Source organism: Arthrobacter sp. P1_H7 (assembly GCF_056405215.1).
The window spans coordinates 389261-410273 of sequence record NZ_JBFUCO010000002.1; the positions used below are offsets into that span (position 1 = coordinate 389261).

Here is a 21013-nt window from a genome sequence, read left to right on the forward strand (position 1 = left end):
CGCTCCCCAAAGTTTCTAGAATTTAGGAGGATGTCATGGCTGATCCCGCACGGGCTGCCAAGTTGGCGCAGCGGATTAAGGTTGTCGTTGCTGAGGCGCTGGGCCGGAGGGTGAAGGATCCCCGTCTGGAAGGCGTCACCGTGACCGACTCGCGGGTGACCAACGACCTGCAGCACGCGACTGTCTACTACACCGTGTTCGGTGACGAAGTGGCCCAGGCCGATGCCGCCAAGGGACTGGAGAAGGCCAAGGGCGTGCTGCGGCAGGAAGTCGGCCGGAACATTACCGTTCGGCTGACTCCGACGCTCGAGTTCGTGGCCGACCAGATCCCCGTCAACGCCTCGAACCTTGAGGAACTGCTCCGGGCCGCGAAGAAGCGCGACGCCGAGGTGGCCGCGCTTGCCGAAAGTGCAAAGCACGCCGGCGACGCCGATCCTTACAAGAGCGACACGCCGCAGGACGTGGAGCTGGACGAGGACGACTTTGACGAAGAGGACCTGGACCTCATCGACAACGACGCCATCGATGAGGACCGCAACAAGTAGGAATTCTTTCCACAGCAGGGGCCGGAACCGGTAACGGATCCGGCCCCTGCTGTTTTCGTTGGCGTTCCGGTTGCCTGTTCCGGCGAAGGACACGGTGGCTGCCGTGACGAGGGGCGGCGGCGGGCCGGGGGACCTTCGACCCTATGCCCTTTCGAGGGCGGGGAGTCCCATGGAACCATGACTGCAGGTATGCGGGGAGGCGCCGGAGCGCCGTGGATTCCAGCCTGACCAAGTGCCCGCACTGCGGGAAGACCAACCGGATTCCTGCGGCCGCGGCCGGGCATCCGCGCTGCGGCAGCTGCCGCCGGGACCTGCCGTGGATCGTGGCGGCGGGAGATGCCGACTTCCCGGTGGTTGCGGAGCAGTCGTCCGTTCCGGTGCTCGTCGACTTTTGGGCGGCGTGGTGCGGCCCGTGCCGAATGGTCAGCCCGGTGCTGGACAAGCTGGCGCAGGAAAGGGCGGGGACGTTCAAGCTCGTGAAGGTTGACGTCGACACGTCCCCGGGGCTGTCCCGACGGTTCGATATCCAAGCCATTCCAACGTTGCTGCTCATCAAGAACGGCGCGGTGGTGGCGCGCCAGGCCGGGGCGCCGCCGGCCGCGGCCCTTCGCAGCTGGTTGGATGCCGCACTGTCCGCAAGCCCGAGGTGAGCACCCGGTGCCGGCATCATCTGGGCTGCATCAGCCCGACTGAACAGTACGCTGAAATGGAGGACGCAATGACCGAGATCCTGCGCTATGAAGTCGGGTCGGGGACAGTGCTGGTGGAGGTCGAGGACAACAGCTTCGGGGTGGAGCGGCCCTCCCGCAACGAGCAGGGAATCCTCGACGCCGGGCGCCGCCTCGAGGACGCGCTCTCGGCGGTCCGGCCGGCGGCCAACGCCGCCGCTGAAGTGATGAAGGAACTAGGTCCAGAACACCTGGAGCTTCAGTTCGGCGTGAAGCTGGCGGGAGAGGCCGGCGCCATCATCGCCAGGAACTCCGCCGAAGGCCACTTCATCATCCGGATGTCCTTCACCAAGGCTTCCGTGACGGCCGAGGCGCCAGAGGAAGAAATCATGCTCTGAATTCGTCTGGACCTGTGTCCGTCGCCGCCGCTAAATGCCGTCCCGAGTGCTATCACGCGGCGATTGGGGGCGCTGCACGTCAGCCGGCCTAGCGGCGTTTTGAGCGCCCTCGGGCTCCCAGGCCGCCGCCCAGCACGGGGGATCCCATGCCCAGCAGGTAGCCGAAGTCGTACCAGTTCCCCGCACGGGCGGAGTTATAGAACGGGAATTCACTCCAGAACCCGAATACATGGGCGATCAGGACGATCCATGCCGTCAGCCCATTCCAGAAACCCCACAGCAGGTCTTGCCACCACACGATGTACTCCCTCGGCTGGAAATCCACGGCGCCCTGACGGGCCAGGGCGGCCCGACGCCAGGTTGGCGGGCCAGCCCGGAAGCGCCGTGAGCTCAGGCTAGGGCGCCGGCGGGTCCGGCGATAGGGCCGGTGGACCTGTCGCTGCCCGCTGCCGGCATACGTGCAGGGATGCGCCCGAGGCCCTCCACCAGATCGGCCTGGCTGCCGCAGAGCGCGATCCGAATCCAACCCTCCCCGATGGAGCCGAACGCCGTGCCGGGGGCGAAGGCCACGCCGGAGTCCGCCAGGAAGCGGCGCGTCCATGACCGGACATCCCCGCCGCTGGCATGCGAGACGTCCGCCCACAAATAGAACGCGCCTTGGGCCGCGAGGTAGGGGATGCCGTGGGCCCGCAGCACCGCCGAGGCCGCGTCGCGGTTGGCCCGGTAATGGGCATGGGCGTGGCTGACGTAGTCCTGCGGGCCGGTCAGCGCCGCCAGCGCGGCGTACTGCGACGGCGAGGCCACGCAGGACACGATCGACTCCATGACGTTGTTCATCTTCTGCTCCAGCCCCGGCGGGCAGATCAGGGCGCCGATCCGCAGCCCCGTCAGCCCGTAGGTTTTGGAGAGCGTGAGCGAGGTGAAAACGCGTGCTTCGCCCGGGACGTCGCTGTCGAAGCGGGCGGCGCTGACGTGCGGGACATCGTAGGTGAACGCCTCGTAGCATTCATCGGAGATGACCCACAGATCGTGCCGCCTTGCCAGCTCCACGAGGCGGCGTGTCAGGTCCTCGCCCAGGACAGCGCCGAGCGGATTGGACGGAGAATTCAGGACCAGCACCTTGGTCCGGGGCGTGATGAGCGCCTCGATGTCCTCGATCCGCGGCTGGAAATCGTGCCCCGGGTACAGCGGGTAGCGGACCGGGACGGCGTGCAGCAGGCTGCTCGTCATCGCGAAGGTGGGGTAGCCGGGATTGGGGATAAGGATCTCGTCCCCGGGGGAGAGCAGCAGGCTCATGGCGAAGTGCAGGCCCTGCTGGGCGCCGTCGACCACGTAGACGCGCTCGGCGCCGACCGGCGTCGCATTGTGTTCACGGAAGCGGGCGGCGAAGGCCTCCCGCAGGGCGGGGATCCCGGCGTTAGGTGTGTAGTTGGTCTCGTCCCGGTCGAGGCACGCCATGCCGGCCTCGAGGACGTGGCGGGGCACTGCGAAGCCCGGCTCCCCGATACTCAGCACAATCGCACCGGGCGTTCCCCAGGCGGCTTCGGTGATCTCACGGATCTGGTTGATCGGGACATCGCGGACATGTGCGGCAAGCTCGGGCATGTGTGCCATCCTAACGCCCGGCGTCCGCGGTGCCGGCGGGACGGTGGGCGTCGGGGCAGGGCTGGCCCGCATATACTGGGAGGCGTGCTTTCTGGACTGGTGATAGTAGACAAGCCGCAAGGTTGGACCAGCCACGATGTGGTTGGACGGATGCGGCGGATCGCCGGTACCCGAAAGGTCGGCCACGCCGGGACACTGGATCCGATGGCCACCGGCGTTCTGGTGGTGGGCATCAACAAGGCCACCCGTCTGCTGACCTACATCGTGGGCACGTCCAAGACCTACACGGCCACCATCAGGCTCGGTGAATCCACCGTGACTGACGACGCCGAAGGCGAGGTCACGGCCACCCGCAGCGCCGCCGGGGTCACCGAAGACGCCGTCCGCGCAGGCGTCGCGGCACTGACCGGGGAAATCGAACAGGTTCCCAGCAGCGTCAGCGCCATCAAGGTCAACGGGGAACGCGCCTACGCCCGGGTCCGGTCCGGCGAAGAGGTCAAGCTCGCAGCCCGGCCCGTGACGATCCACCGATTTGAGATCCACGAGACCCGTCCCGTCCACGACGGGGAGGCCCTCGACGTGGACGTCACCGTGGAGTGCTCCTCCGGAACCTACATCCGTGCCCTGGCCCGCGACCTCGGTGATGCTCTCGGCGTCGGCGGCCACCTCACGGCACTGCGCAGGACCCAAGTAGGTCCGTACACCCTTGACCAGGCGCACACCCTCGAACAATTGGCCGAGAAGCTGGACGTCCTGGAGATCTCGGACGCCGCCCGGGCACTGATGCCGAACCGTGAACTGAGCGAGGCGGAAACCACCGAGATTTCCTTCGGCCGCAGGATCGCCGCTGGAGCCTCGGCCGGCACGCCGGAGGCGGCGACGGCCGACAAACCCGCAGCGGCGTTCGCGCCGGACGGTTCGCTCGTGGCCCTCCTGGCCGATGCGGGAAGCTACGCCAAACCTGTGCTGGTGTTCGCACCGGACAATGAAAAGCACGGCAACGACAAGCCTGGCAACGACAAGCCAGCCACAGAAAAGCAGCCCACGGAAAAGCTGGCCGGCCAGTAGTGGACGCGTATTTCTACATCATTCTGGTGGTGGGCCTGCTCTCCAGCGTCATCTGCGTCGTCGCAGGCATCCTGAAGAAGGCGCCCAACGACACGACGATACTGTCGGTGGCCGCCGTCGAACTTGCCCTCCTGGTCTATCTGGTGGGTTCGATTGTCCGGGTGGCCAGCGGCGAGCGGATCGCGGGGGAGTCTTGGGAGTTCTGGGGCTATCTGGCGACGGCGATGATCCTCCCGATCGGGGCCGTGTACTGGTCCATCCTGGAGCGGACCCGCTGGAGCAACTTTGTCCTGGCCGCCGTCGGCGTCACCGCCCTGGTGATGGCGGCCCGCATGAACCAGATCTGGTATTGAGATGGAAGAGGCAGAAAACGTGAGCGCAAACTCCCCGCACGACGGCACCGGAAACCCGGCGGGGCCGGCGTCCCGGACCACACGGCCGGCGACTACCGATACCCGCAACACCGGGCCGGGACGGCTGCTGATTGCTGTCTATGCCATCTTCGCGATTTCGGCGACGGCCCGGGCCGGCTACCAGATTCTCACGAAGTTTTCCGAGGCACCGCTGGCGTACCTGCTGTCCGCGTTCGCCGCCGCCGTGTACGTCGTGGCCACCGTGTCCCTGGCGAAGCCGGGGCGCACCGCGTTCAAGGTTTCCGTCGCGGCAGTCCTGGTGGAGCTTGTGGGCGTCCTGGTCGTGGGAGCACTCAGCGTGTTCGACTCGGTGAACTTCCCGCACGAGACCGTGTGGTCCCTGTTTGGCCGCGGCTACGGATTCATCCCGCTCCTGCTGCCGATCCTGGGACTCATCTGGCTTTACCGCCGCCGGCCCGCGCCCCGCAAGGACTAGGGCGGGTTGGTCCGCGGCGGGACTAAGGCGGTTCGTGCCGTCCCGCGCCGTGACTTCACCTAACGGTCAGCGGGGGTTGCCCCTTGCTCCGGACTGGTCAGGCGCAGTGCCTCGGTGAGCCTGCTTCGCAGCCCGGGCCAAGCCGCGCCGAATCCCGGGTGCAGTTGCTTGCTGCCGACGGCGTCAATCCCCACCCACTGAAGTTCGAGGCTTTCCGGATCACTGATTGCGACATCGAAGGGCTGCAGTGCTTCGGCGACGACGGTCGTGTACGTCCAGTAGCCGACGTCGAACACTGACGTAAACAGGACGCGGACGTTCTCCGGCGGCACGGCCGCTTCCTCCTGTGCTTCCCGCAGCGCGCCGTGGATGGCCTCTTCCCGTTGGTGCAAGGCGCCGCCGGGGAGCCCCCACGTGCCGCCTTGATCGCTCCATAGCGCGCGGTGCTGGAGCAGGACCCCCTTGGCGGGGTCGTGGACCAGGAGCCCGGCGGATCCGAACCGACCCCAGAACCGCCCCCGGTCGCCTTCGACCCAGGCATCGCCCGGATCGCGTGGACCCAACGGGCGGCGCGGATCGCCCGGCAACGGTGGTGCGAACGATGATTCCCCGGCTTGGGGCGCGGCTGTGCTGTCCATCCCTACAGCTTGCCACGCACCGGTCCTTGGGAGGGCGGGCGGCGTACGCAGTGTTACGTGCACGACGTGCACTGAGGTGCACTGAGGTGCACTGAGGTGCACTGCCGAGGGTCGCTCCACTATGAGTCGCGCGCGAGAGCAGAATCGCTTCCGCTATTTCTGTCTTCCGCCTGGACTGACCCCGCGCCTCTTCACCCCGCGTTGCGCCAAACCTTCCGGCACGGCTACTTCTGCGCGGGGGAGGTTACGGTCGGGGACGTTTCGAACGGGAGGGGCGTGCCGACGTCGAACGGAACGGCACCCTGCGCCGGCGTCACGGTAAACCAGTAGCCGTCCTGCCCGGTGGCATAGATCAGCATCCGCCGGCGCCCGTCGAGTGGATCGCCTTCCGGATAGGACACCCCTCCGGTGCACGTCACCGGCATCGAAGCGATACGGAGCGGCCCTGGCCCCGGATCGCCCTTCAGGACGTCCTCGACCTCCACGACAGCATCCTGCCATCAGCATGCAAAGGATCCATCCCACCCACCCGAGCTGCACCGGCCACCGCATCTTCAGAACCTAGCGGCTCGGAGCGGGAACGGTCCAGAGTAGAGGCGGCGCCCATCCCTGCACCGGGCCGAAAGCCCCAAGCATGCGCGCCCGGGCGGGCCTAGGGTGGAGGCATGGACCAGCGCAGTCTGATGCTGCGGGCAGTGAAGACGATCCACACCCTTGCCTGGCTCGTGATCGAGGCCTGTATGGCCTACGTCCTGTACGCCGGCATCACGGGCCGCAATGACCGTAAGACCAGGGCTGCCGCCGTCGTGGTCGCCGGCGAATCGCTGATCTTTGCAGGCACCGGCTTCCAGTGCCCGTTGACCGTCGTCGCGCAAACTCTTGGTGACGGCTCGGGCTCCGTCACGGACATCTACCTGCCGCGGTGGTTGGCGAATATCCTGCCCGGGCTCCACGTCCCCCTCATCCTCGTCGCCGTGCTGCTGCATTGGCGAAATTGGCGGAAACAGGCGGTGCGCGATAGCGAGCGGCGGCTTCTGCTCGGGCGATAGTGCGCGCCCGCCTCACACCTTCGACCTGCCGCCGATTAACCCTGGTCCCGCCGGCGGGGCCTTTGCGAGGCTGCCCCGGGAGCCCGGCGGACCGTCCGGGAGTTGCCCGGATTGCGGGTAATCTTAGAGAGTTCCGGAGCCGGCACGGTCGCTCCGGAGGAGTTCATGGCAGGCAGCAAAAGGCGAGGTTGATGGTCCACATCTGGAACGATCTGTCCGAGGTCCCGGCGGACTTTGGTCCGTCGGTGGTCACGTTCGGCAATTTCGACGGCGTGCACCGCGGCCACCAGCAGGTGCTTTCGCAGCTCATCCGTACCGCCCGGTTGAACCACGCACGCGCCGTCGCCATCACCTTCGACCCGCACCCCGCGCAGGTACACCGCCCGGAATCGGCTCCCGAACTGATCATGGGGCTGGAGGACAAGCTCGTGGCCCTCGGAGAGCTCGGCCTCGACGCCGTGCTGGTCATGAAGTACTCGCTGGAGCTCGCCAGCCTCACTCCCGAGGAATTCGTCGCGACAGTGCTGGTCGACAGCCTCAAGGCCAGCCATGTGGTGGTCGGCCACGACGCCCGGTTTGGCCGCGGCAATTCCGGCGACCTCTCCACCATGCAGCAGCTGGGCAAGAAGCTCGGGTTCGAGGTGCTGGTCATCAGCGAGTTCGGCTCAGAGGGCTTTCCCATCCACGACGACGACGGCACGGACCGCCGCTGTTCGTCCACGTGGGTGCGTGAGGCCCTGCGCGCGGGCGACGTAGCCACCGCCGCTGCCGTCCTCGGCAGGCCGCACCGGATGCGCGGCGAGGTGGTGCACGGTGCCGCACGCGGCCGCGACCTCGGCTTCCCCACCGCGAACCTCTCCTCGACGGCTACCGGGTACATCCCCGCGGACGGCATCTACGCCGGCTGGCTCGTGGACCAGGCCGGCACGCGCTGGCCCGCCGCCATCTCCGTGGGCTCGAACCCGACGTTCGACGGCGTGAGCCGCCAGGTCGAGGCCCACGTGATCGACCGCCCGGAAGAGTCTCCCGACGACTTCGATCTGTACGACCAGACAGTTGTGGTGGAATTTGTCGCCAGGCTCCGCGGCATGGTGGCGTACCGTGGGGCTGAAGCTTTGGTGGAGCAGATGCGCCTGGACGTCGTCCAGGCCCACGACCTCCTGTTCGCCCGCTGAAAACCGGGCCGGATCGGCGTCGGCCCCCGCGCTGACAATGTTCTGATTCACTGGAGCCGCGCGCTGATTGGCAGCCATGTGGCAAGGAAGGCAAGACACATGACCATCGAGAAAAACACGAGGGAACTGGACCAGGACATTGTCCGGGACTTCAGCGCGCGGATGAGCTACTCGTCCTACCTGCAGTTGCCCACCCTGCTCAGCGCCCAGCAGCCGGTCAGCACCCCGGAACACCACGACGAGATGCTGTTCATCATCCAGCACCAGACCACGGAGCTGTGGCTGAAGCTGGTACTGCACGAGCTTCGCAGCGCCGCCGCGTGGCTGCGGTCGGACGACCTCGGGTCCGCCCTGAAGGCGATCGCCCGCGTTAAGCACATTCAGAAGACGCTCACCGAGCAATGGTCCGTGCTGGCCACCCTGACGCCCACCGAGTACTCCCAGTTCCGCGGGTTCCTCGGCAACTCGTCCGGATTCCAGTCCAGCCAGTACCGTGCGGTCGAGTTCCTTCTCGGCAACAAGAACGCCAAGATGCTTCCGGTGTTCGAATCGGACCCCGAAGCCCACGAGATGCTGCGCGAACTGCTCGAAGCCCCCAGCATCTATGACGATTTCCTCGCCTATCTCAAGCGCCAGGGCTTTGACGTCCCGGCCTCCGTGCTGGAGCGCGACGTCACCAAGGCCCACGAGTTCTGCCCCGAACTGGTCCCGGTGTTCAAGTACATCTACGAGAACGCCGCCGACAACTGGGGCGCGTACGAGGCCTGCGAGGAACTTGTGGACCTTGAGGACAACTTCCAGCTGTGGCGTTTCCGCCACCTGCGCACCGTCCAGCGGACCATCGGCATGAAGGCCGGCACCGGCGGATCCAGCGGCGCCGCGTTCCTGCAGAAGGCCCTCGAACTGACCTTCTTCCCCGAGCTCTTCGCCGTGCGGACGGAGATCGGCCAGTGAGCGTCTCCGCCAACACCGAAGCGACGGACATCCTGTGGCAGCGCGCCCTGGCCCTCGACGCCGCGGATCCGCTGGCAGGCTACCGCGACCACTTCGTGGGCACGGACACGGACCTGTCCTACCTTGACGGCAACTCCCTGGGCCGTCCGCTCAAGCGGACCGTCACCGACATCGGCAGCTTCATCCAGAACAGCTGGGGCGGCCGCCTGATCCGGGGCTGGGACGAGGAATGGCTCGAACTGCCCCAGAAGATCGGCGACCAGCTCGGCCGCGCCGTGCTCGGCGCGGCGCCGGGGCAGACCATCATTGCCGATTCCACCACCGTGGTGCTGTACAAGCTCATCCGCGCCGCGCTGGCAGCCGTCACTGATCCGGCCCGGACCGAAATCGTCCTGGACACGGACAATTTCCCCACCGACCGCTACCTGGTGGAGGGAATCGCCCGCGAAGAAGGCCTGACCCTGCGCTGGATCGACGCCGATCCCGCCTCCGGTGTCACCGTCGAGCAGGTGCGGGACGCCACCGGCCCGGCCACCGCCGTCGTGGTCCTGAGCCAGATCGCCTACCGCTCCGGCTTCCTCGCGGACCTGCCGGCCATCACCGCCGCAGTCCACGACGCCGGAGCCCTTGTCGTGTGGGACCTTTGCCACTCCGCCGGGTCAGTGGAGATCGCTTTGGACGACGCCGACGTCGACTTCGCGGCAGGCTGCACCTACAAGTACCTGAACGGGGGACCGGGCTCGCCCGCGTTCGCCTACGTCAACGCCCGGCACCTGGCCGGACTGCAGCAACCCATCTGGGGCTGGATGGGACGCAAGGACGCGTTCGAAATGGGTCCCGGCTACGAGGCCGCTCCCGGCATCCGCGGCTTCCTCAGCGGCACTCCGGCAATCTTCGGGATGCTCGCCATGCGCGGCACCCTGGACCTGATCGAGGAAGCGGGGATGGCGTCACTGCGTGGGAAGTCACGGTTGCTGACGGCGTATGCCCTCGAACTCTACGATGCCTGGCTGGCGCCGGCCGGCGTGCAGCTGTCCACCCCGCGGGACGCGGAACTGCGCGGCAGCCATGTGACAATCGACCACCCGGCCTTCCGTGAAATGACGGCCACGCTGTGGGACCAGGATGTGATTCCCGATTTCCGCGCCCCGCAGGGCATCAGGATCGGGCTGTCGCCGCTCAGCACGTCCTTCGCGGAGCTGTACCGGGGCGTCGAGGCAATTCGTGCGCTGCTCGCAGGCCAGGAAAGCGGAACACCGCAACCGCCGCAGGCAGCCGGCACAGCGGCGGAGCCGGCGGGCGCGTCCGCCGGTTTCGACAAGACCGCGGACGTGCCACTAAACTGAACGTTGGATCCGGCTGCAGTCCGTGGCGGCTGGCTCCTGTTGTGTACGGAATGCCCGGCTTCGGCGGGGGATTCCGGGACGGCACCCCCGGCAGTGCATTACTGATTCGGGCCTCACGGCACATCTCTAGGAGTTATTGTGGCACTTGAAGCCGCTGTAAAGCAGTCCATCATCAAGGATTTCGCAACGTCCGAGGGCGACACCGGTTCGCCGGAGGTCCAGGTTGCAGTCCTGACTCAGCGGATCAAGGATCTCACTGAGCACATGAAGGAGCACAAGCACGATTACCACACCCAGCGCGGTCTGCTGGCCATGGTTGGTCGTCGCAAGCGCATGCTCACCTACCTCAAGAACACTGACATCACCCGCTACCGTAAGCTCATCGAGCGCCTCGGCCTGCGTCGCTAGTCAGTTTTAAGGGGCGGCCCCTTCCGGACCGGAAAGGGCCGCCTTCTTCAGGAAAAAACTAAACAGGAGGATCAACCGCATCACGCATTCGCGGTCCTCGGTAGTGATCCCCGGGAACGGCCTCAAGGAATGAGGCCCGGCCCGTGGGTCTCGATCGATGACCGGGTGCAGTGCAGGCCAGTAGACAGATGCTGGACTGGGTTGATGCGGCTGGGCTCCGTGAACCAAGAAACGGAGGTGACTCTCTATGGAGGGTCCCGAAATCCAGTTCTCAGAAGCAGTCATTGACAATGGCCGCTTCGGCAAGCGTGTAATCCGCTTTGAAACCGGCCGCCTTGCCAAGCAGGCAGCCGGCGCAGCGATGGTCTACATCGACGAAGAGACCGCGCTGCTGTCCGCAACCACCGCCGGCAAGCACCCGCGTGAAGGTTTCGACTTCTTCCCGCTGACCGTCGACGTCGAAGAGCGTATGTACGCCGCCGGCCGCATCCCGGGCTCGTTCTTCCGCCGCGAAGGCCGTCCCTCTACGGAAGCCATCCTGGCCTGCCGCCTCATGGACCGCCCGCTGCGCCCCGCGTTCGTCAAGGGCCTGCGCAACGAGGTCCAGATCGTCGTCACCGTGCTGTCCATCAACCCGGACGAGCTCTACGACGTCGTCGCGATCAACGCGTCCTCGATGTCCACCCAGCTTTCCGGCCTGCCCTTCTCCGGCCCGATCGGCGGCGTCCGCGTTGCCCTCGTCGCCGACGAGAACGGCTCGCAGTGGGTTGCGTTCCCGAAGCACTCCCAGCTCGAGAACGCCGTCTTCAACATGGTTGTCGCCGGCCGCATCGCCGGTGACGACGTCGCCATCATGATGGTTGAAGCCGAAGCGACCGACAACTCCTGGAACCTCATCAAGGAACAGGGCGCCACCGCCCCGACCGAAGAGGTTGTCTCCGAAGGCCTCGAGGCTGCCAAGCCGTTCATCAAGGCCCTTTGCGAAGCACAGTCCGACCTGGCAGCCCGCGCCGCCAAGCCGACCGTCGAGTTCCCGGTCTTCCTGGACTACCAGGACGACGTCTACGCCGCTGTGGAGTCCGCTGCCGCCGAGAAGCTGGCCGCTGTCTTCCAGATCGCCGACAAGCAGGAACGCGACACCGCGTCCGACGAGCTCAAGGACGAGGTCACCTCCTCCCTGGCCGGCCAGTTCGAAGGCCGCGAGAAGGAGCTGTCCGCAGCCTTCCGCTCCGTCACCAAGCAGGTTGTGCGCCAGCGCATCCTCAAGGACCAGATCCGCATCGACGGCCGTGGCCTGACGGACATCCGCCAGCTCACCGCCGAGGTTGAGGTTCTGCCCCGCGTCCACGGCTCGGCCATCTTCGAACGCGGCGAGACCCAGATCATGGGTGTCACCACGCTGAACATGCTCAAGATGGAACAGCAGATCGACTCGCTGTCTCCTGTGACGCGCAAGCGCTACATGCACAACTACAACTTCCCGCCGTACTCCACCGGCGAGACCGGCCGCGTCGGTTCCCCGAAGCGCCGCGAAATCGGCCACGGTGCCCTCGCAGAGCGCGCCATCATGCCGGTGCTGCCGTCCCGCGAGGAATTCCCCTACGCCATCCGCCAGGTGTCTGAGGCTCTCAGCTCCAACGGTTCGACGTCGATGGGTTCCGTCTGCGCCTCCACGCTGTCCCTGCTCAACGCAGGCGTGCCGCTGAAGGCTGCCGTTGCCGGTATCGCCATGGGCCTGGTCTCCGACCAGGTTGACGGCCAGACCCGCTACGCCGCCCTGACCGATATCCTCGGCGCCGAAGATGCCTTCGGCGACATGGACTTCAAGGTTGCCGGTACTTCCGAGTTCGTCACGGCCATCCAGCTGGACACGAAGCTCGACGGCATCCCCGCCTCGGTCCTGGCCGCCGCCCTGAAGCAGGCCCGCGAAGCCCGTCTGCACATCCTGGACGTCCTGAACTCCGCGATCGACACCCCGGACGAGCTCTCCGAGTTCGCGCCGCGCGTCATCGCGGTCAAGATCCCGGTTGACAAGATCGGCGAGGTCATCGGCCCGAAGGGCAAGATGATCAACCAGATCCAGGAAGACACCGGAGCCGACATCTCGATCGAGGACGACGGAACTGTCTACATCGGCGCCACCAACGGCCCGTCTGCCGACGCAGCACGGTCCGCGATCAACGCCATCGCCAACCCGCAGATCCCGGAAATCGGTGAGCGCTACCTGGGCACGGTCGTCAAGACCACCACCTTCGGCGCCTTCGTTTCCCTGACCCCGGGCAAGGACGGCCTGCTGCACATCTCCGAGCTGCGCAAGATCGCCGGCGGCAAGCGCGTGGACAACGTCGACGACGTCGTCTCCGTAGGCCAGAAGATCCAGGTGGAAATTACCAAGATCGACGATCGCGGAAAGCTGTCCCTGTCGCCCGTAGTGGCTGACGAGGCAGGAGCAGACAACGCAGAAAACGCAGACAACGCTGAGGTCTCCGAGGAGTCCGCACAGTAGTCTCGTGCATCAAAGAGCGGGGCCSGTGGATCAACCACCGGCCCCGCTGCTGTTAAAGGTAGGATGGCAGGCAGATTTGGCATGTGTTCAATGAAAGGCCTTGATGACTGTCGTCCCCCTGCCGCTAGAGCAGAACCAGCACGCTGACACCCTGATCCACGGCGCCGACGGCGGCTCCGAGGTGCGACGCTCGGTCTTGCCCGGCGGCGTCCGCGTCCTCACCGAAGCGATGCCCGGCCAGCGCTCTGCCACGATCGGTTTCTGGGTCGGAGTCGGCTCCCGCGACGAGGCCCCCGGCCAGCACGGCTCTACCCACTTCCTGGAGCACCTGCTCTTCAAGGGCACCAAGCGCCGCACCGCGCTGGAGATCGCCTCGGCCTTCGACGAGGTCGGCGGGGAATCGAACGCCGCCACCGCGAAGGAAAGCACCTGCTACTTCGCCCGCGTGCTGGACACGGACCTTCCTATGGCGATCGACGTCATCGCGGACATGATCACCGGAGCGGTCCTGGACCCGCAGGAGATGGAGCAGGAACGGGACGTCATTCTCGAGGAAATCGCCATGGACAGCGACGACCCCACCGACGTCGCGCATGAGAACTTCGTTGCCGCCGTGCTGGGAACGCACCCGCTGGGCCGCCCCATCGGCGGCACCCCGGCAGCCATCCGGGCCGTGGCGCGCGACTCGGTGTGGGACCACTACCGCCGCTACTACCGTCCCGACGAGCTCGTGGTCACCGCTGCCGGCGGGCTGGACCACGACGTCGTCTGCGGGCTCGTGGTGGAGGCCCTGCACTCCGCCGGCTGGAACCTTGAGGCCGCGGCCGCCCCGGTGCAGCGCCGCTCCACCGAGCGTGCCGCCATCACCGGCACGGCCGGCCTGCATGTGGTCAAGAGGCAGGTAGAACAGGCCAACATCATTATGGGTTGCCCCTCGCTGGTCGCCACGGACGACCGGCGCTTCGTCATGAGTGTTCTCAACGCCGTCCTCGGCGGGGGCATGTCCTCCCGGCTCTTCCAGGAGGTCCGGGAAAAGCGCGGCCTCGTCTACTCGACCTACTCGTTCGCCTCCTCCTACGCCGACGCCGGCTATTTCGGCATGTACGCCGGATGCACGCCGTCGAAGGTCCGGCAGGTAATTGATCTGCTGGGCGCCGAACTGGACAAGCTGGCTGCCGACGGCATCTCGGACGAGGAGCTCCGCAAGGCGGAGGGGCAGCTGTGCGGCGGAATCGTGCTGGCGCTGGAGGACACCGGTTCCCGGATGTCCCGGCTGGGCCGCGCGGAACTGGTCTCCGGCGAGTACCAGGACATCGATGAGACCCTCCGCCAGATCAAGGCCGTCACAGCCGCGGAAGTCCAGGAGCTCGCCCGTGAGCTCGCGGCAGCCCCGCGGACCGTCACGGTGGTCGGCCCGTTCGAGGAAACCGAGACGTTCGGGCTCCTAGCCTAGACATTCCAGCTGGCGCGGCGTCATGATGGTGGCGGGGTCACTCGGGAGGAACTCCATATGGGAGAAACTGTGGACCGGCCACTGCCAGGCAGTGCATGCGAAGCGCTTGAGGGGTTCCTGGGCCATTGGACCGGGATGACGCACTGGGAGGCAACGGCGTGGGGTCCGGCGCGCAGCGCGGACACCGAGATCATCTTTTCCCGGGCGGCCGCCGGGCTCGCCGTCACCCAGAGCTACCGGCACACGGACGCGGACGGGAACCGCTCCGAAGGCCATGGTGTCTTTACGACGGACCCGGACCACCCCGACACCTTCTGGTACCACGTCAACAGCCTCGGACTGCCGCCCGAGGCGCCCGCGCGCGCCAACATGGAGGGTGGCACATTGACCGTGGAACGGCGCAGCGACCGCGGCACCGCACGGCACACCTTCCGGGTGGACGACGGCGAACTGACGCACGCCGCCGGTCTCCGCCTGGGCAGGGCGAGCGACTTCACCCCCTTCATGACCACCGTGTGCCGTCGCGTCGCTGAGGGCGCCGCCGTACCGGCATAAGCCCTCGTCCCCGCATAAATTCTCAGGAGGCTGCCTGCAGGATCCGGGTCTTCGGAGTTCCCTCAAGGGCGGGTGCCGCCTCGGCGGAGTTCCACACCTTCGCCTGAAGATTGGCCAACAAGGCCTCCGCCTGCTCGCGCTGCTCGAAGTCCAGCTCAACGACTACAGAGTGCGGGTCGTCCACGGGTTGGTTGATGCGGTACGCGGTGACGCCCGACGCCGCGCGGTTCACCGGATCACGGTCGAACGCCGCTTTCCACATGGCGAAATCCTTGATCTTATGCTCGATCTGCAAGGTGAACATGCTGCCCTCCTCGTTGGTGTTAGTTGCCCGCCGCGGCGGATATTCCACACTCTAGAACCGGCCAGCTGAACGCGATACCCCGGAATTTCTGGACCCGACATACCGGCTTCATGGCGCGGGCGAGCCCGCTCTACCCGCCGGCGAACGGCGGCAGTACGTCGACGACGTCGGCCGCCTTGAGCACCGCGGCATGGTCCCGGACGGCAACTTCGTTGAGCAGGAAACTGGAGCGGGACAGGAGACGGGCCAGCGGCGGCGTACCGGCCGGCGGTTCGGGGCGCTCGACGGCGAGGATCGCCTCCAGCAGCGAGGCGAGGGTGTCGCCGTCGGCGAGCTCGTAGCGTTCCTCATCCACGCCGGCAGCAGCGCGCGCGGCAGCGAAGTAGCGTACATTCACGGAAAAATCAGCCTCCGATGGCGCTCATGCTGCGGTCCGGCTGGACGAAGTCGGGCGCGTCGAGGCCCACATGGTCCATGCCGTGGGCCTTGGGCTTGATCCACATGGCATCCTGCCAGCGTTCGGCGAGCTGTTCGTCGCTGGCGCCCTCGCGCAGCAGCCCCAGCAGATCCACTTCCTCGCGCGAGAACAGGCAGCTCATGATCTTGCCCTCGGCGGTAATGCGCGTCCGGCGGCAGTCTGAGCAGAACGGCTCCGTGACGGAGGCGATGATGCCCACGGTGCCGAGCACGGGGCCGGTGGCCTGGTCGGTGCCGGGAACGCGGGCCCGGACTTCGAACCTTTCCGCCGGGGCGCCGTCGCGGTCCCGCGGGTCGGAACTGAGCACGTAGTCGGCGGAAAGCAGTTCGCGGATCTCCGCGGCGGTGATCATGTTCCGCCGGGTCCAGCCGTGGTCGGCGTCGAGCGGCATCTGCTCGATGAAGCGCAGTTCATAGCCGCGGTCCAGTGCCCAGGCCAGCAGGGCCGGGGACTCGGCGTCGTTGATCCCGCGCATGAGCACGGCGTTGAGCTTGACCGGGCCGAGGCCCGCGGCCCAGGCGGCGTCGACACCGGCGAGGACCCTGTCCAGGAAGGGCCGGCGGGTCAGCTTGGCAAAGGTTTCCTCGTGCAGGGAGTCCAGCGAGACGTTGATCCTGGACAGTCCCGCCGTTTTGAGCCCGGCGGCTTTCTTGTCCAGGCCGACGGCGTTGGTTGTCATTGAGATCGGCAGCTCGGGGTGGGCCTGGCGGAGCGCGGAGATGATGTCGAGCAGGTCCGCGCGTACCAGTGGTTCGCCGCCGGTGAGCCGGAGTTCGCGCACGCCGAGCATGTCGACGCCGATCCGCACGATCCGGACGATCTCCTCCGCGGACATCACCGCCTGCTTGGACAGCCATTCCAGGCCCTCGGCCGGCATGCAATAGGTGCAACGCAGGTTGCACTTGTCCGTCAGTGAGAGGCGCATGTCCGTGGCCCGGCGCCCGTAGCGATCCACGAGCCCGGCAGGCAGGCCCTCCGGACGCCCGGACAGCGCGGCTGCAGCAGGCATTCCCGCTCCGGGACTGCCTGCCACGCGGGGCTGGGGCATACCCAGTTGAACTGTCATAGAGTCAGGCTACGCCACCTCGCGGCCCACGTCACAGCCGCATGACGGTACGGATATTACGGATTCGGGAACGATGTCCTGCAGGGATCCGGAGCCCTGCCCGGAGCATGGCGGCGAACCTATGCTGGAAGCGTGAACAAGACCCAGCCGGCCCCGGACGCAACGGAGCACCGGCGCATCCTCCTCGTCGAGGACGAACCGACCATCGCCGGAGTGGTCCGGGACTACCTCGTCCAGGCGGGATTCCAGGTGGTCCTCGCCGCCGACGGGTTCACGGCCCTGCGCCTTGCGTCCGAGCGCCGCCCGGACCTCGTCCTGCTGGACCGGATGCTGCCGGGCCTGGACGGCGTGGAAGTCTGCCGCCGGCTACGTGCCGCACACAATGTCCCGGTCATCATGCTCACCGCCCTCGGAACGGAAGACGACCGGATCCTGGGCCTGGAAGCGGGCGCGGACGACTACGTCACCAAGCCGTTCTCGCCCCGGGAGCTGGTACTGCGGGTCCGTTCGGTCCTGCGCCGGAGCATGCCTGAATTCAGCCCGGAGCCCTCCGTCGAAGTGGGCGGTTTCGACCTCAACCCGGCCGCGCGCACCGTCTCCCGTTACGGCAGGCCCTTGGCGCTGACGGCCCGGGAGTTCGACCTGCTGGCCTTCATGCTCCGCCGTCCCCGGCAGGTCTTCAGCCGCGAGGAACTCATGAAGGCCGTCTGGGGCTGGGACTACGGGGACCTGTCCACCGTGACGGTGCATGTGCGGAGGCTGCGGGAGAAGATCGAGGACGACCCCACCCGCCCCTCCGTCCTGAAAACGGTCTGGGGCGTGGGTTACCGCCTGGATCCCAGCGACGAGGAGGAGTCCGCCGATGCAGACCTCTGAACTCCTGACCATCATCGGCTGGGCCGTGGCCTGGGGGGCCGTGATCGGGGCCGCGTCGCTGCTGATCCTGAAATCCCTGCGCAGGGCCTCGTTCGCGGTCCAGATCTGTGTGGTGGTGCTCGCCGCCGTGGCGGTCCTGACAGCCGGAATGGTCAGCGCCTTCAACGCCATGTTCATCTCGGCCCGGGACCTCGAAGTGATGTGGTACGTCCTGGCGGTGGCCTCCGCCGTGGCTGTTTCGATCGCGCTCGTGCTGGGATCGAGGGTCTCGCGGAACGCGAAGGCGCTGGTCGAGGCTGCGCGGAGCATCGGCCGCGGCGAGAGCCCCGGGATCCAGTCCCCGGTGATGAGCCACGAACTTGCCGCCCTCGCCGCCGAGCTCGAATCCAGCAGCCGGATGCTGGAGGCCTCCCGGCAGCGTGAGACCGCCGTCGAGAACGCCCGCCGCGAACTGGTCAGCTGGATCTCCCACGACCTCCGGACACCGCTGGCGAGCATGCGCGCCATGACCGAGGCCCTGGAAGACGGCATGGCCGCGGATGTCCCCGGCTATTACCGCAAGATCATCGCGCAGACCGACCTCATGGCCGGCATGGTCAACGATCTCCTGGAGCTGTCGAAGATCCACGCCGGAACGATGCGGCTCAGGGCCGAGCCGTTGGACCTGTACGACCTCGCCAGCGACGCCATTGCCGACCTCGCCGCGCTGGCGGAGCAGCACGGCATTACGCTCGACGGCGGCGGCCAGCGGGAAAGTCTCGCCCTCGCCGACGGCCCCTCGATGGGGCGCGCCATCCGGAATGTGGTGCTCAACGCGATCGTCCACAGCGCTCCAGGCTCCCGGGTCACCGTGGAAGTCGGCCGGGACGGTGACCGGGCCGTCGTCGCGGTCACCGACGGCTGCGGCGGGATCCCCGAAGCGGACCTCCCGCATGTGTTCGAGACCGGCTGGCAGAAGGACCCGGCCCGGCGGCAGCCCGGCCGTTGGACCGCCCCCGACGACGGCCCGGACGGTAGTGCCCCTGATGGCGGAGCCCCGGGCGAAGGCTTCCGGGTGCCCGGGCCGGATGAGCCGGCAGGCGTCATGCGCTACAGTGGCGCCGGACTTGGCCTGAGCATCGTCGCCGGAATCGTCAGCGCCCATCAGGGCACCGTCACCGTGGAGAACGTCGACGGCGGATGCCGGTTCGCCTTGCTGCTCCCTGGCCAGGGAGCAGCCGGCCAGGAGCCAGCTGCCGGGGGAGCTGCAGCCCAGGCAGTATCAGCCCAGGGGGCACACAACAGGATTCCGCGCGACGCAGTAGAGGAAAAACTCCGGACGGGACGGGCACAGTGAGCAGCGGCGTCGGCTTTGACGGGCACGGGAAGGAAATGGACGGGACACTCGCCGGCAGCGAACAGCGCCAGGGGGAACCGCGGGCCCGGCAGCGGCGGTCCCGGGACCTGTGGGCCGCCGGGGCCGGACTGGTGGCCGTGGGGACCGCTGTGGTCCTCGGCGAGCTCACGGCCAGCCTGGTGAGCCCTACGGTGTCTCCTGTGACGGCCGTTGGCGGGGCCGTGATCGATACCGTCCCGCCGGGCGTCAAGGAGTGGGCGATTTCCTTGTTCGGCACGGCGGACAAGGTGGCACTGCTGGGCGGCATGGCACTGGTCATTGCCGCACTCGCGGCACTCTCCGGCGTCCTTGAAGTGCGGCGCCGTTTCGCCGGCGTGATTCTCATTGCGGTGTTCGGCGTTGTGGGCCTGGTGGCCGTGGTGAGCCGGGCCGACCCGACCGCCAACGCCATCCCCGTCCCGGTGCTTGTCGCACTGGTGGGGATCGCGTTGTTGCGGTGGCTCATCCGGAAACTGTTGGAGTGGCAATCCGTTGCGGGCGGCCGACCCGCCGGGGCGTCCGCCCCGGCGGAAACACCCCCGGGGGCGYCCSCCCCGCCGGMCGCCCCGGCCGCGGCGCCTGCAGATACTGCAGCCAATCAAGCCGGGCCCGCCCGGCGCCGGTTCCTGCTGGCCCTGGGCGGGACAGCCGCGGTTGCCGCCGTCGCCGGTGTGCTCGCCTCCACCCTCAGGGGAGCGGCCGCCGTCGTCAGCGACGTGCGCAGCAAGCTGGTCCTCCCGGTGCCCGCCGCTCCCGCGCCGCCCATCCCGGCCGGCGCCGAGATCCGGCTGGACGGGCTGGGCGCGCTCGTGACGCCCAACAGGGATTTCTACAGGATCGACACTGCCCTGCGCGTCCCGCTGGTGGACCCGGCGGAATGGACGCTGAAAGTCACGGGCCTGGTGGAACGCGAAATCGAGCTCGACTTCGCCACCCTCCTGGCCAAACCCCTGACGGAACGGCACGTGACCATCGCCTGCGTCTCCAACCAGGTGGGCGGGGACCTGATCGGCAACGCCCGCTGGCTCGGCTGGCCGGTGCGCGAACTTCTCGCCATGGCCGGGCCCAAGCCCGGGGCGGACATGGTGCTCTCCCGCAGCACGGACGGCTGGACGGCAGGGACGCCGCTTGAAGCCCTCACGGACAGCCGCGACGCGCTGCTGGCCGTCGCCATGAATGGGGAACCGCTCCCGCTCGAACATGGATTCCCGGTCCGGCTGATCGTGCCCGGGCTGTACGGCTACGTCTCGGCCACGAAGTGGGTCACCGAGCTGAAAGTGACCCGCTACGCGGACGACGTCGCCTACTGGACTCCCCGCGGCTGGAGCGAGCGCGGGCCCATCAAGACATCGTCCCGCATTGACGTGCCGCGCGACGGGGCCAACGTGACGGGCGGGACGGTGGTCTTCGGCGGCGTCGCGTGGGACCAGCACACGGGCATCGGCAAGGTGGAGCTGCGCGTCAACCGCGGCGATTGGCGCCAGGCCGAGCTGGCCCCCGGCATCTCCAAGGACACCTGGTACCAGTGGAAGCTGGCCCTGCCGCTGGAGCCGGGACTGTACGAGGTCCAGGTCCGGGCCACAGCCCTCGACGGTGTGCCGCAGGTCGAGGAATCGGCCCCGGTCGCGCCGAACGGAGCCACGGGTTACCACACGGTTAGAGTTGACGTGAAGTCCTAGCGAGCCGAGCAGAGGTCA

Annotated in this window: 24 protein-coding genes; 17 read left to right on the forward strand and 7 right to left on the reverse strand. The window is 67.4% G+C overall.

Annotated features, from left to right (window positions below):
- Window positions 1-35: 35 nt before the first annotated feature.
- The 3 genes from rbfA (at window position 36) to AC1DXI_RS02465 (ending at window position 1611) form a co-directional block, all read left to right on the forward strand.
- On the forward strand, window positions 36-545 hold the full coding sequence (gene rbfA / locus AC1DXI_RS02455) for a 30S ribosome-binding factor RbfA (protein WP_018774499.1): 510 nt from the start codon (window positions 36-38) through the stop codon (window positions 543-545).
- 212 nt (window positions 546-757) lie between these two features.
- Window positions 758-1195, forward strand: coding sequence for a thioredoxin (gene trxA, locus AC1DXI_RS02460; protein ID WP_476937293.1), 438 nt, complete (start codon window positions 758-760; stop codon window positions 1193-1195).
- 68 nt (window positions 1196-1263) lie between these two features.
- On the forward strand, window positions 1264-1611 hold the full coding sequence (locus AC1DXI_RS02465; RefSeq protein ID WP_476937294.1) for a CU044_2847 family protein: 348 nt from the start codon (window positions 1264-1266) through the stop codon (window positions 1609-1611).
- A gap of 88 nt (window positions 1612-1699) precedes the next feature.
- Here the strand turns inward: AC1DXI_RS02465 and AC1DXI_RS02470 are convergent, their stop codons facing one another.
- Window positions 1700-1909 carry a hypothetical protein gene (locus AC1DXI_RS02470; protein WP_026266615.1) on the reverse strand — a complete coding sequence of 70 codons (210 nt, stop codon included), beginning with the start codon at window positions 1907-1909 and terminating at the stop codon, window positions 1700-1702.
- Between the two features lie 92 nt (window positions 1910-2001).
- Window positions 2002-3216: a pyridoxal phosphate-dependent aminotransferase gene (locus AC1DXI_RS02475; RefSeq protein ID WP_476937295.1), complete on the reverse strand. Its 1215-nt coding sequence runs from the start codon at window positions 3214-3216 to the stop codon at window positions 2002-2004.
- Between the two features lie 84 nt (window positions 3217-3300).
- Here AC1DXI_RS02475 and truB point away from each other — a divergent pair, with 84 nt between their 5' ends.
- From truB to AC1DXI_RS02490, 3 genes are read left to right on the forward strand one after another with little or no spacing between them, the layout of a single operon-like run.
- Entirely contained in the window at window positions 3301-4284 is a 984-nt protein-coding gene (gene truB / locus AC1DXI_RS02480; protein ID WP_476937296.1) for a tRNA pseudouridine(55) synthase TruB, read from the forward strand.
- Window positions 4284-4637, forward strand: coding sequence for a hypothetical protein (locus AC1DXI_RS02485; protein WP_018774493.1), 354 nt, complete (start codon window positions 4284-4286; stop codon window positions 4635-4637). The genes truB and AC1DXI_RS02485 overlap by 1 nt, the downstream gene beginning before the upstream one ends.
- Window position 4638: 1 nt before the next feature.
- On the forward strand, window positions 4639-5133 hold the full coding sequence (locus AC1DXI_RS02490) for a hypothetical protein (RefSeq protein ID WP_476937297.1): 495 nt from the start codon (window positions 4639-4641) through the stop codon (window positions 5131-5133).
- 59 nt (window positions 5134-5192) lie between these two features.
- Here AC1DXI_RS02490 and AC1DXI_RS02495 read toward each other — a convergent pair whose 3' ends face one another.
- Together AC1DXI_RS02495 and AC1DXI_RS02500 are read right to left on the reverse strand one after the other, a co-directional pair.
- The gene (locus tag AC1DXI_RS02495; RefSeq protein ID WP_476937298.1) at window positions 5193-5771 is read right to left on the reverse strand and encodes an NUDIX domain-containing protein; all 579 of its coding nucleotides are present in this window, start codon (window positions 5769-5771) and stop codon (window positions 5193-5195) included.
- A 224-nt stretch (window positions 5772-5995) separates the two neighbouring features.
- Window positions 5996-6256, reverse strand: a complete 261-nt coding sequence (locus AC1DXI_RS02500) for a hypothetical protein (protein ID WP_476937299.1) — start codon at window positions 6254-6256, stop codon at window positions 5996-5998.
- Window positions 6257-6436: 180 nt separating this feature from the next.
- On the opposite strand from AC1DXI_RS02500, the gene AC1DXI_RS02505 reads away from it, so the two are divergent.
- The 8 genes from AC1DXI_RS02505 (at window position 6437) to AC1DXI_RS02540 (ending at window position 15217) form a co-directional block, all read left to right on the forward strand.
- Entirely contained in the window at window positions 6437-6820 is a 384-nt protein-coding gene (locus AC1DXI_RS02505) for a hypothetical protein (RefSeq protein WP_018774489.1), read from the forward strand.
- A 191-nt stretch (window positions 6821-7011) separates the two neighbouring features.
- A complete protein-coding gene (locus AC1DXI_RS02510) occupies window positions 7012-7995 on the forward strand; it encodes a bifunctional riboflavin kinase/FAD synthetase (RefSeq protein WP_018774488.1) in 984 nt (327 codons plus the stop codon).
- A 99-nt stretch (window positions 7996-8094) separates the two neighbouring features.
- Window positions 8095-8949, forward strand: a complete 855-nt coding sequence (gene kynA / locus AC1DXI_RS02515) for a tryptophan 2,3-dioxygenase (RefSeq protein ID WP_018774487.1) — start codon at window positions 8095-8097, stop codon at window positions 8947-8949.
- The gene (gene kynU, locus AC1DXI_RS02520; RefSeq protein ID WP_476937300.1) at window positions 8946-10295 is read left to right on the forward strand and encodes a kynureninase; all 1350 of its coding nucleotides are present in this window, start codon (window positions 8946-8948) and stop codon (window positions 10293-10295) included. Before kynA ends, kynU begins: the two co-directional genes overlap by 4 nt.
- 138 nt (window positions 10296-10433) lie before the next feature.
- Window positions 10434-10703, forward strand: coding sequence for a 30S ribosomal protein S15 (gene rpsO / locus AC1DXI_RS02525; RefSeq protein WP_018774485.1), 270 nt, complete (start codon window positions 10434-10436; stop codon window positions 10701-10703).
- 247 nt (window positions 10704-10950) lie between these two features.
- Entirely contained in the window at window positions 10951-13209 is a 2259-nt protein-coding gene (locus tag AC1DXI_RS02530; RefSeq protein ID WP_026538296.1) for a polyribonucleotide nucleotidyltransferase, read from the forward strand.
- Window positions 13210-13312: 103 nt separating this feature from the next.
- A complete protein-coding gene (locus tag AC1DXI_RS02535; RefSeq protein ID WP_476937301.1) occupies window positions 13313-14662 on the forward strand; it encodes a M16 family metallopeptidase in 1350 nt (449 codons plus the stop codon).
- Window positions 14663-14719: 57 nt separating this feature from the next.
- The gene (locus AC1DXI_RS02540; RefSeq protein ID WP_476937302.1) at window positions 14720-15217 is read left to right on the forward strand and encodes a DUF1579 domain-containing protein; all 498 of its coding nucleotides are present in this window, start codon (window positions 14720-14722) and stop codon (window positions 15215-15217) included.
- 22 nt (window positions 15218-15239) lie between these two features.
- On the opposite strand, the gene AC1DXI_RS02545 is transcribed toward AC1DXI_RS02540, so the two are convergent.
- The 3 genes from AC1DXI_RS02545 to moaA all read right to left on the reverse strand — a co-directional run bounded on the left by AC1DXI_RS02545 (window position 15240) and on the right by moaA (window position 17065).
- Window positions 15240-15521, reverse strand: a complete 282-nt coding sequence (locus AC1DXI_RS02545; protein WP_476937303.1) for a hypothetical protein — start codon at window positions 15519-15521, stop codon at window positions 15240-15242.
- Window positions 15522-15651: 130 nt separating this feature from the next.
- The gene (locus AC1DXI_RS02550) at window positions 15652-15918 is read right to left on the reverse strand and encodes a MoaD/ThiS family protein (RefSeq protein ID WP_026538299.1); all 267 of its coding nucleotides are present in this window, start codon (window positions 15916-15918) and stop codon (window positions 15652-15654) included.
- Between the two features lie 7 nt (window positions 15919-15925).
- Window positions 15926-17065 carry a GTP 3',8-cyclase MoaA gene (gene moaA, locus AC1DXI_RS02555; RefSeq protein WP_476937304.1) on the reverse strand — a complete coding sequence of 380 codons (1140 nt, stop codon included), beginning with the start codon at window positions 17063-17065 and terminating at the stop codon, window positions 15926-15928.
- Between the two features lie 132 nt (window positions 17066-17197).
- Here moaA and AC1DXI_RS02560 point away from each other — a divergent pair, with 132 nt between their 5' ends.
- From AC1DXI_RS02560 to AC1DXI_RS02570, 3 genes are read left to right on the forward strand one after another with little or no spacing between them, the layout of a single operon-like run.
- On the forward strand, window positions 17198-17941 hold the full coding sequence (locus AC1DXI_RS02560) for a response regulator transcription factor (RefSeq protein ID WP_476937305.1): 744 nt from the start codon (window positions 17198-17200) through the stop codon (window positions 17939-17941).
- A complete protein-coding gene (locus AC1DXI_RS02565; RefSeq protein ID WP_476937306.1) occupies window positions 17928-19277 on the forward strand; it encodes a sensor histidine kinase in 1350 nt (449 codons plus the stop codon). Before AC1DXI_RS02560 ends, AC1DXI_RS02565 begins: the two co-directional genes overlap by 14 nt.
- 35 nt (window positions 19278-19312) lie before the next feature.
- A complete protein-coding gene (locus AC1DXI_RS02570) occupies window positions 19313-20995 on the forward strand; it encodes a molybdopterin-dependent oxidoreductase (RefSeq protein WP_476937372.1) in 1683 nt (560 codons plus the stop codon).
- The last annotated feature ends 18 nt before the right edge of the window (window positions 20996-21013 follow it).

What these genes read in the sequence shown, in the direction of transcription:
- rbfA (WP_018774499.1), top strand. Translation starts at nt 36, where the DNA reads ATGGCTGATCCCGCACGGGCTGCCAAGTTGGCGCAGCGGATTAAGGTT.
- AC1DXI_RS02465 (WP_476937294.1), top strand. Translation starts at nt 1,264, where the DNA reads ATGACCGAGATCCTGCGCTATGAAGTCGGGTCGGGGACAGTGCTGGTG.
- AC1DXI_RS02475 (WP_476937295.1), bottom strand. Translation starts at nt 3,216, where the DNA reads ATGCCCGAGCTTGCCGCACATGTCCGCGATGTCCCGATCAACCAGATC.
- AC1DXI_RS02490 (WP_476937297.1), top strand. Translation starts at nt 4,639, where the DNA reads ATGGAAGAGGCAGAAAACGTGAGCGCAAACTCCCCGCACGACGGCACC.
- AC1DXI_RS02495 (WP_476937298.1), bottom strand. Translation starts at nt 5,771, where the DNA reads ATGGACAGCACAGCCGCGCCCCAAGCCGGGGAATCATCGTTCGCACCA.
- AC1DXI_RS02505 (WP_018774489.1), top strand. Translation starts at nt 6,437, where the DNA reads ATGGACCAGCGCAGTCTGATGCTGCGGGCAGTGAAGACGATCCACACC.
- AC1DXI_RS02510 (WP_018774488.1), top strand. Translation starts at nt 7,012, where the DNA reads ATGGTCCACATCTGGAACGATCTGTCCGAGGTCCCGGCGGACTTTGGT.
- kynA (WP_018774487.1), top strand. Translation starts at nt 8,095, where the DNA reads ATGACCATCGAGAAAAACACGAGGGAACTGGACCAGGACATTGTCCGG.
- AC1DXI_RS02530 (WP_026538296.1), top strand. Translation starts at nt 10,951, where the DNA reads ATGGAGGGTCCCGAAATCCAGTTCTCAGAAGCAGTCATTGACAATGGC.
- AC1DXI_RS02535 (WP_476937301.1), top strand. Translation starts at nt 13,313, where the DNA reads ATGACTGTCGTCCCCCTGCCGCTAGAGCAGAACCAGCACGCTGACACC.
- AC1DXI_RS02540 (WP_476937302.1), top strand. Translation starts at nt 14,720, where the DNA reads ATGGGAGAAACTGTGGACCGGCCACTGCCAGGCAGTGCATGCGAAGCG.
- AC1DXI_RS02545 (WP_476937303.1), bottom strand. Translation starts at nt 15,521, where the DNA reads ATGTTCACCTTGCAGATCGAGCATAAGATCAAGGATTTCGCCATGTGG.
- moaA (WP_476937304.1), bottom strand. Translation starts at nt 17,065, where the DNA reads ATGACAGTTCAACTGGGTATGCCCCAGCCCCGCGTGGCAGGCAGTCCC.
- AC1DXI_RS02565 (WP_476937306.1), top strand. Translation starts at nt 17,928, where the DNA reads ATGCAGACCTCTGAACTCCTGACCATCATCGGCTGGGCCGTGGCCTGG.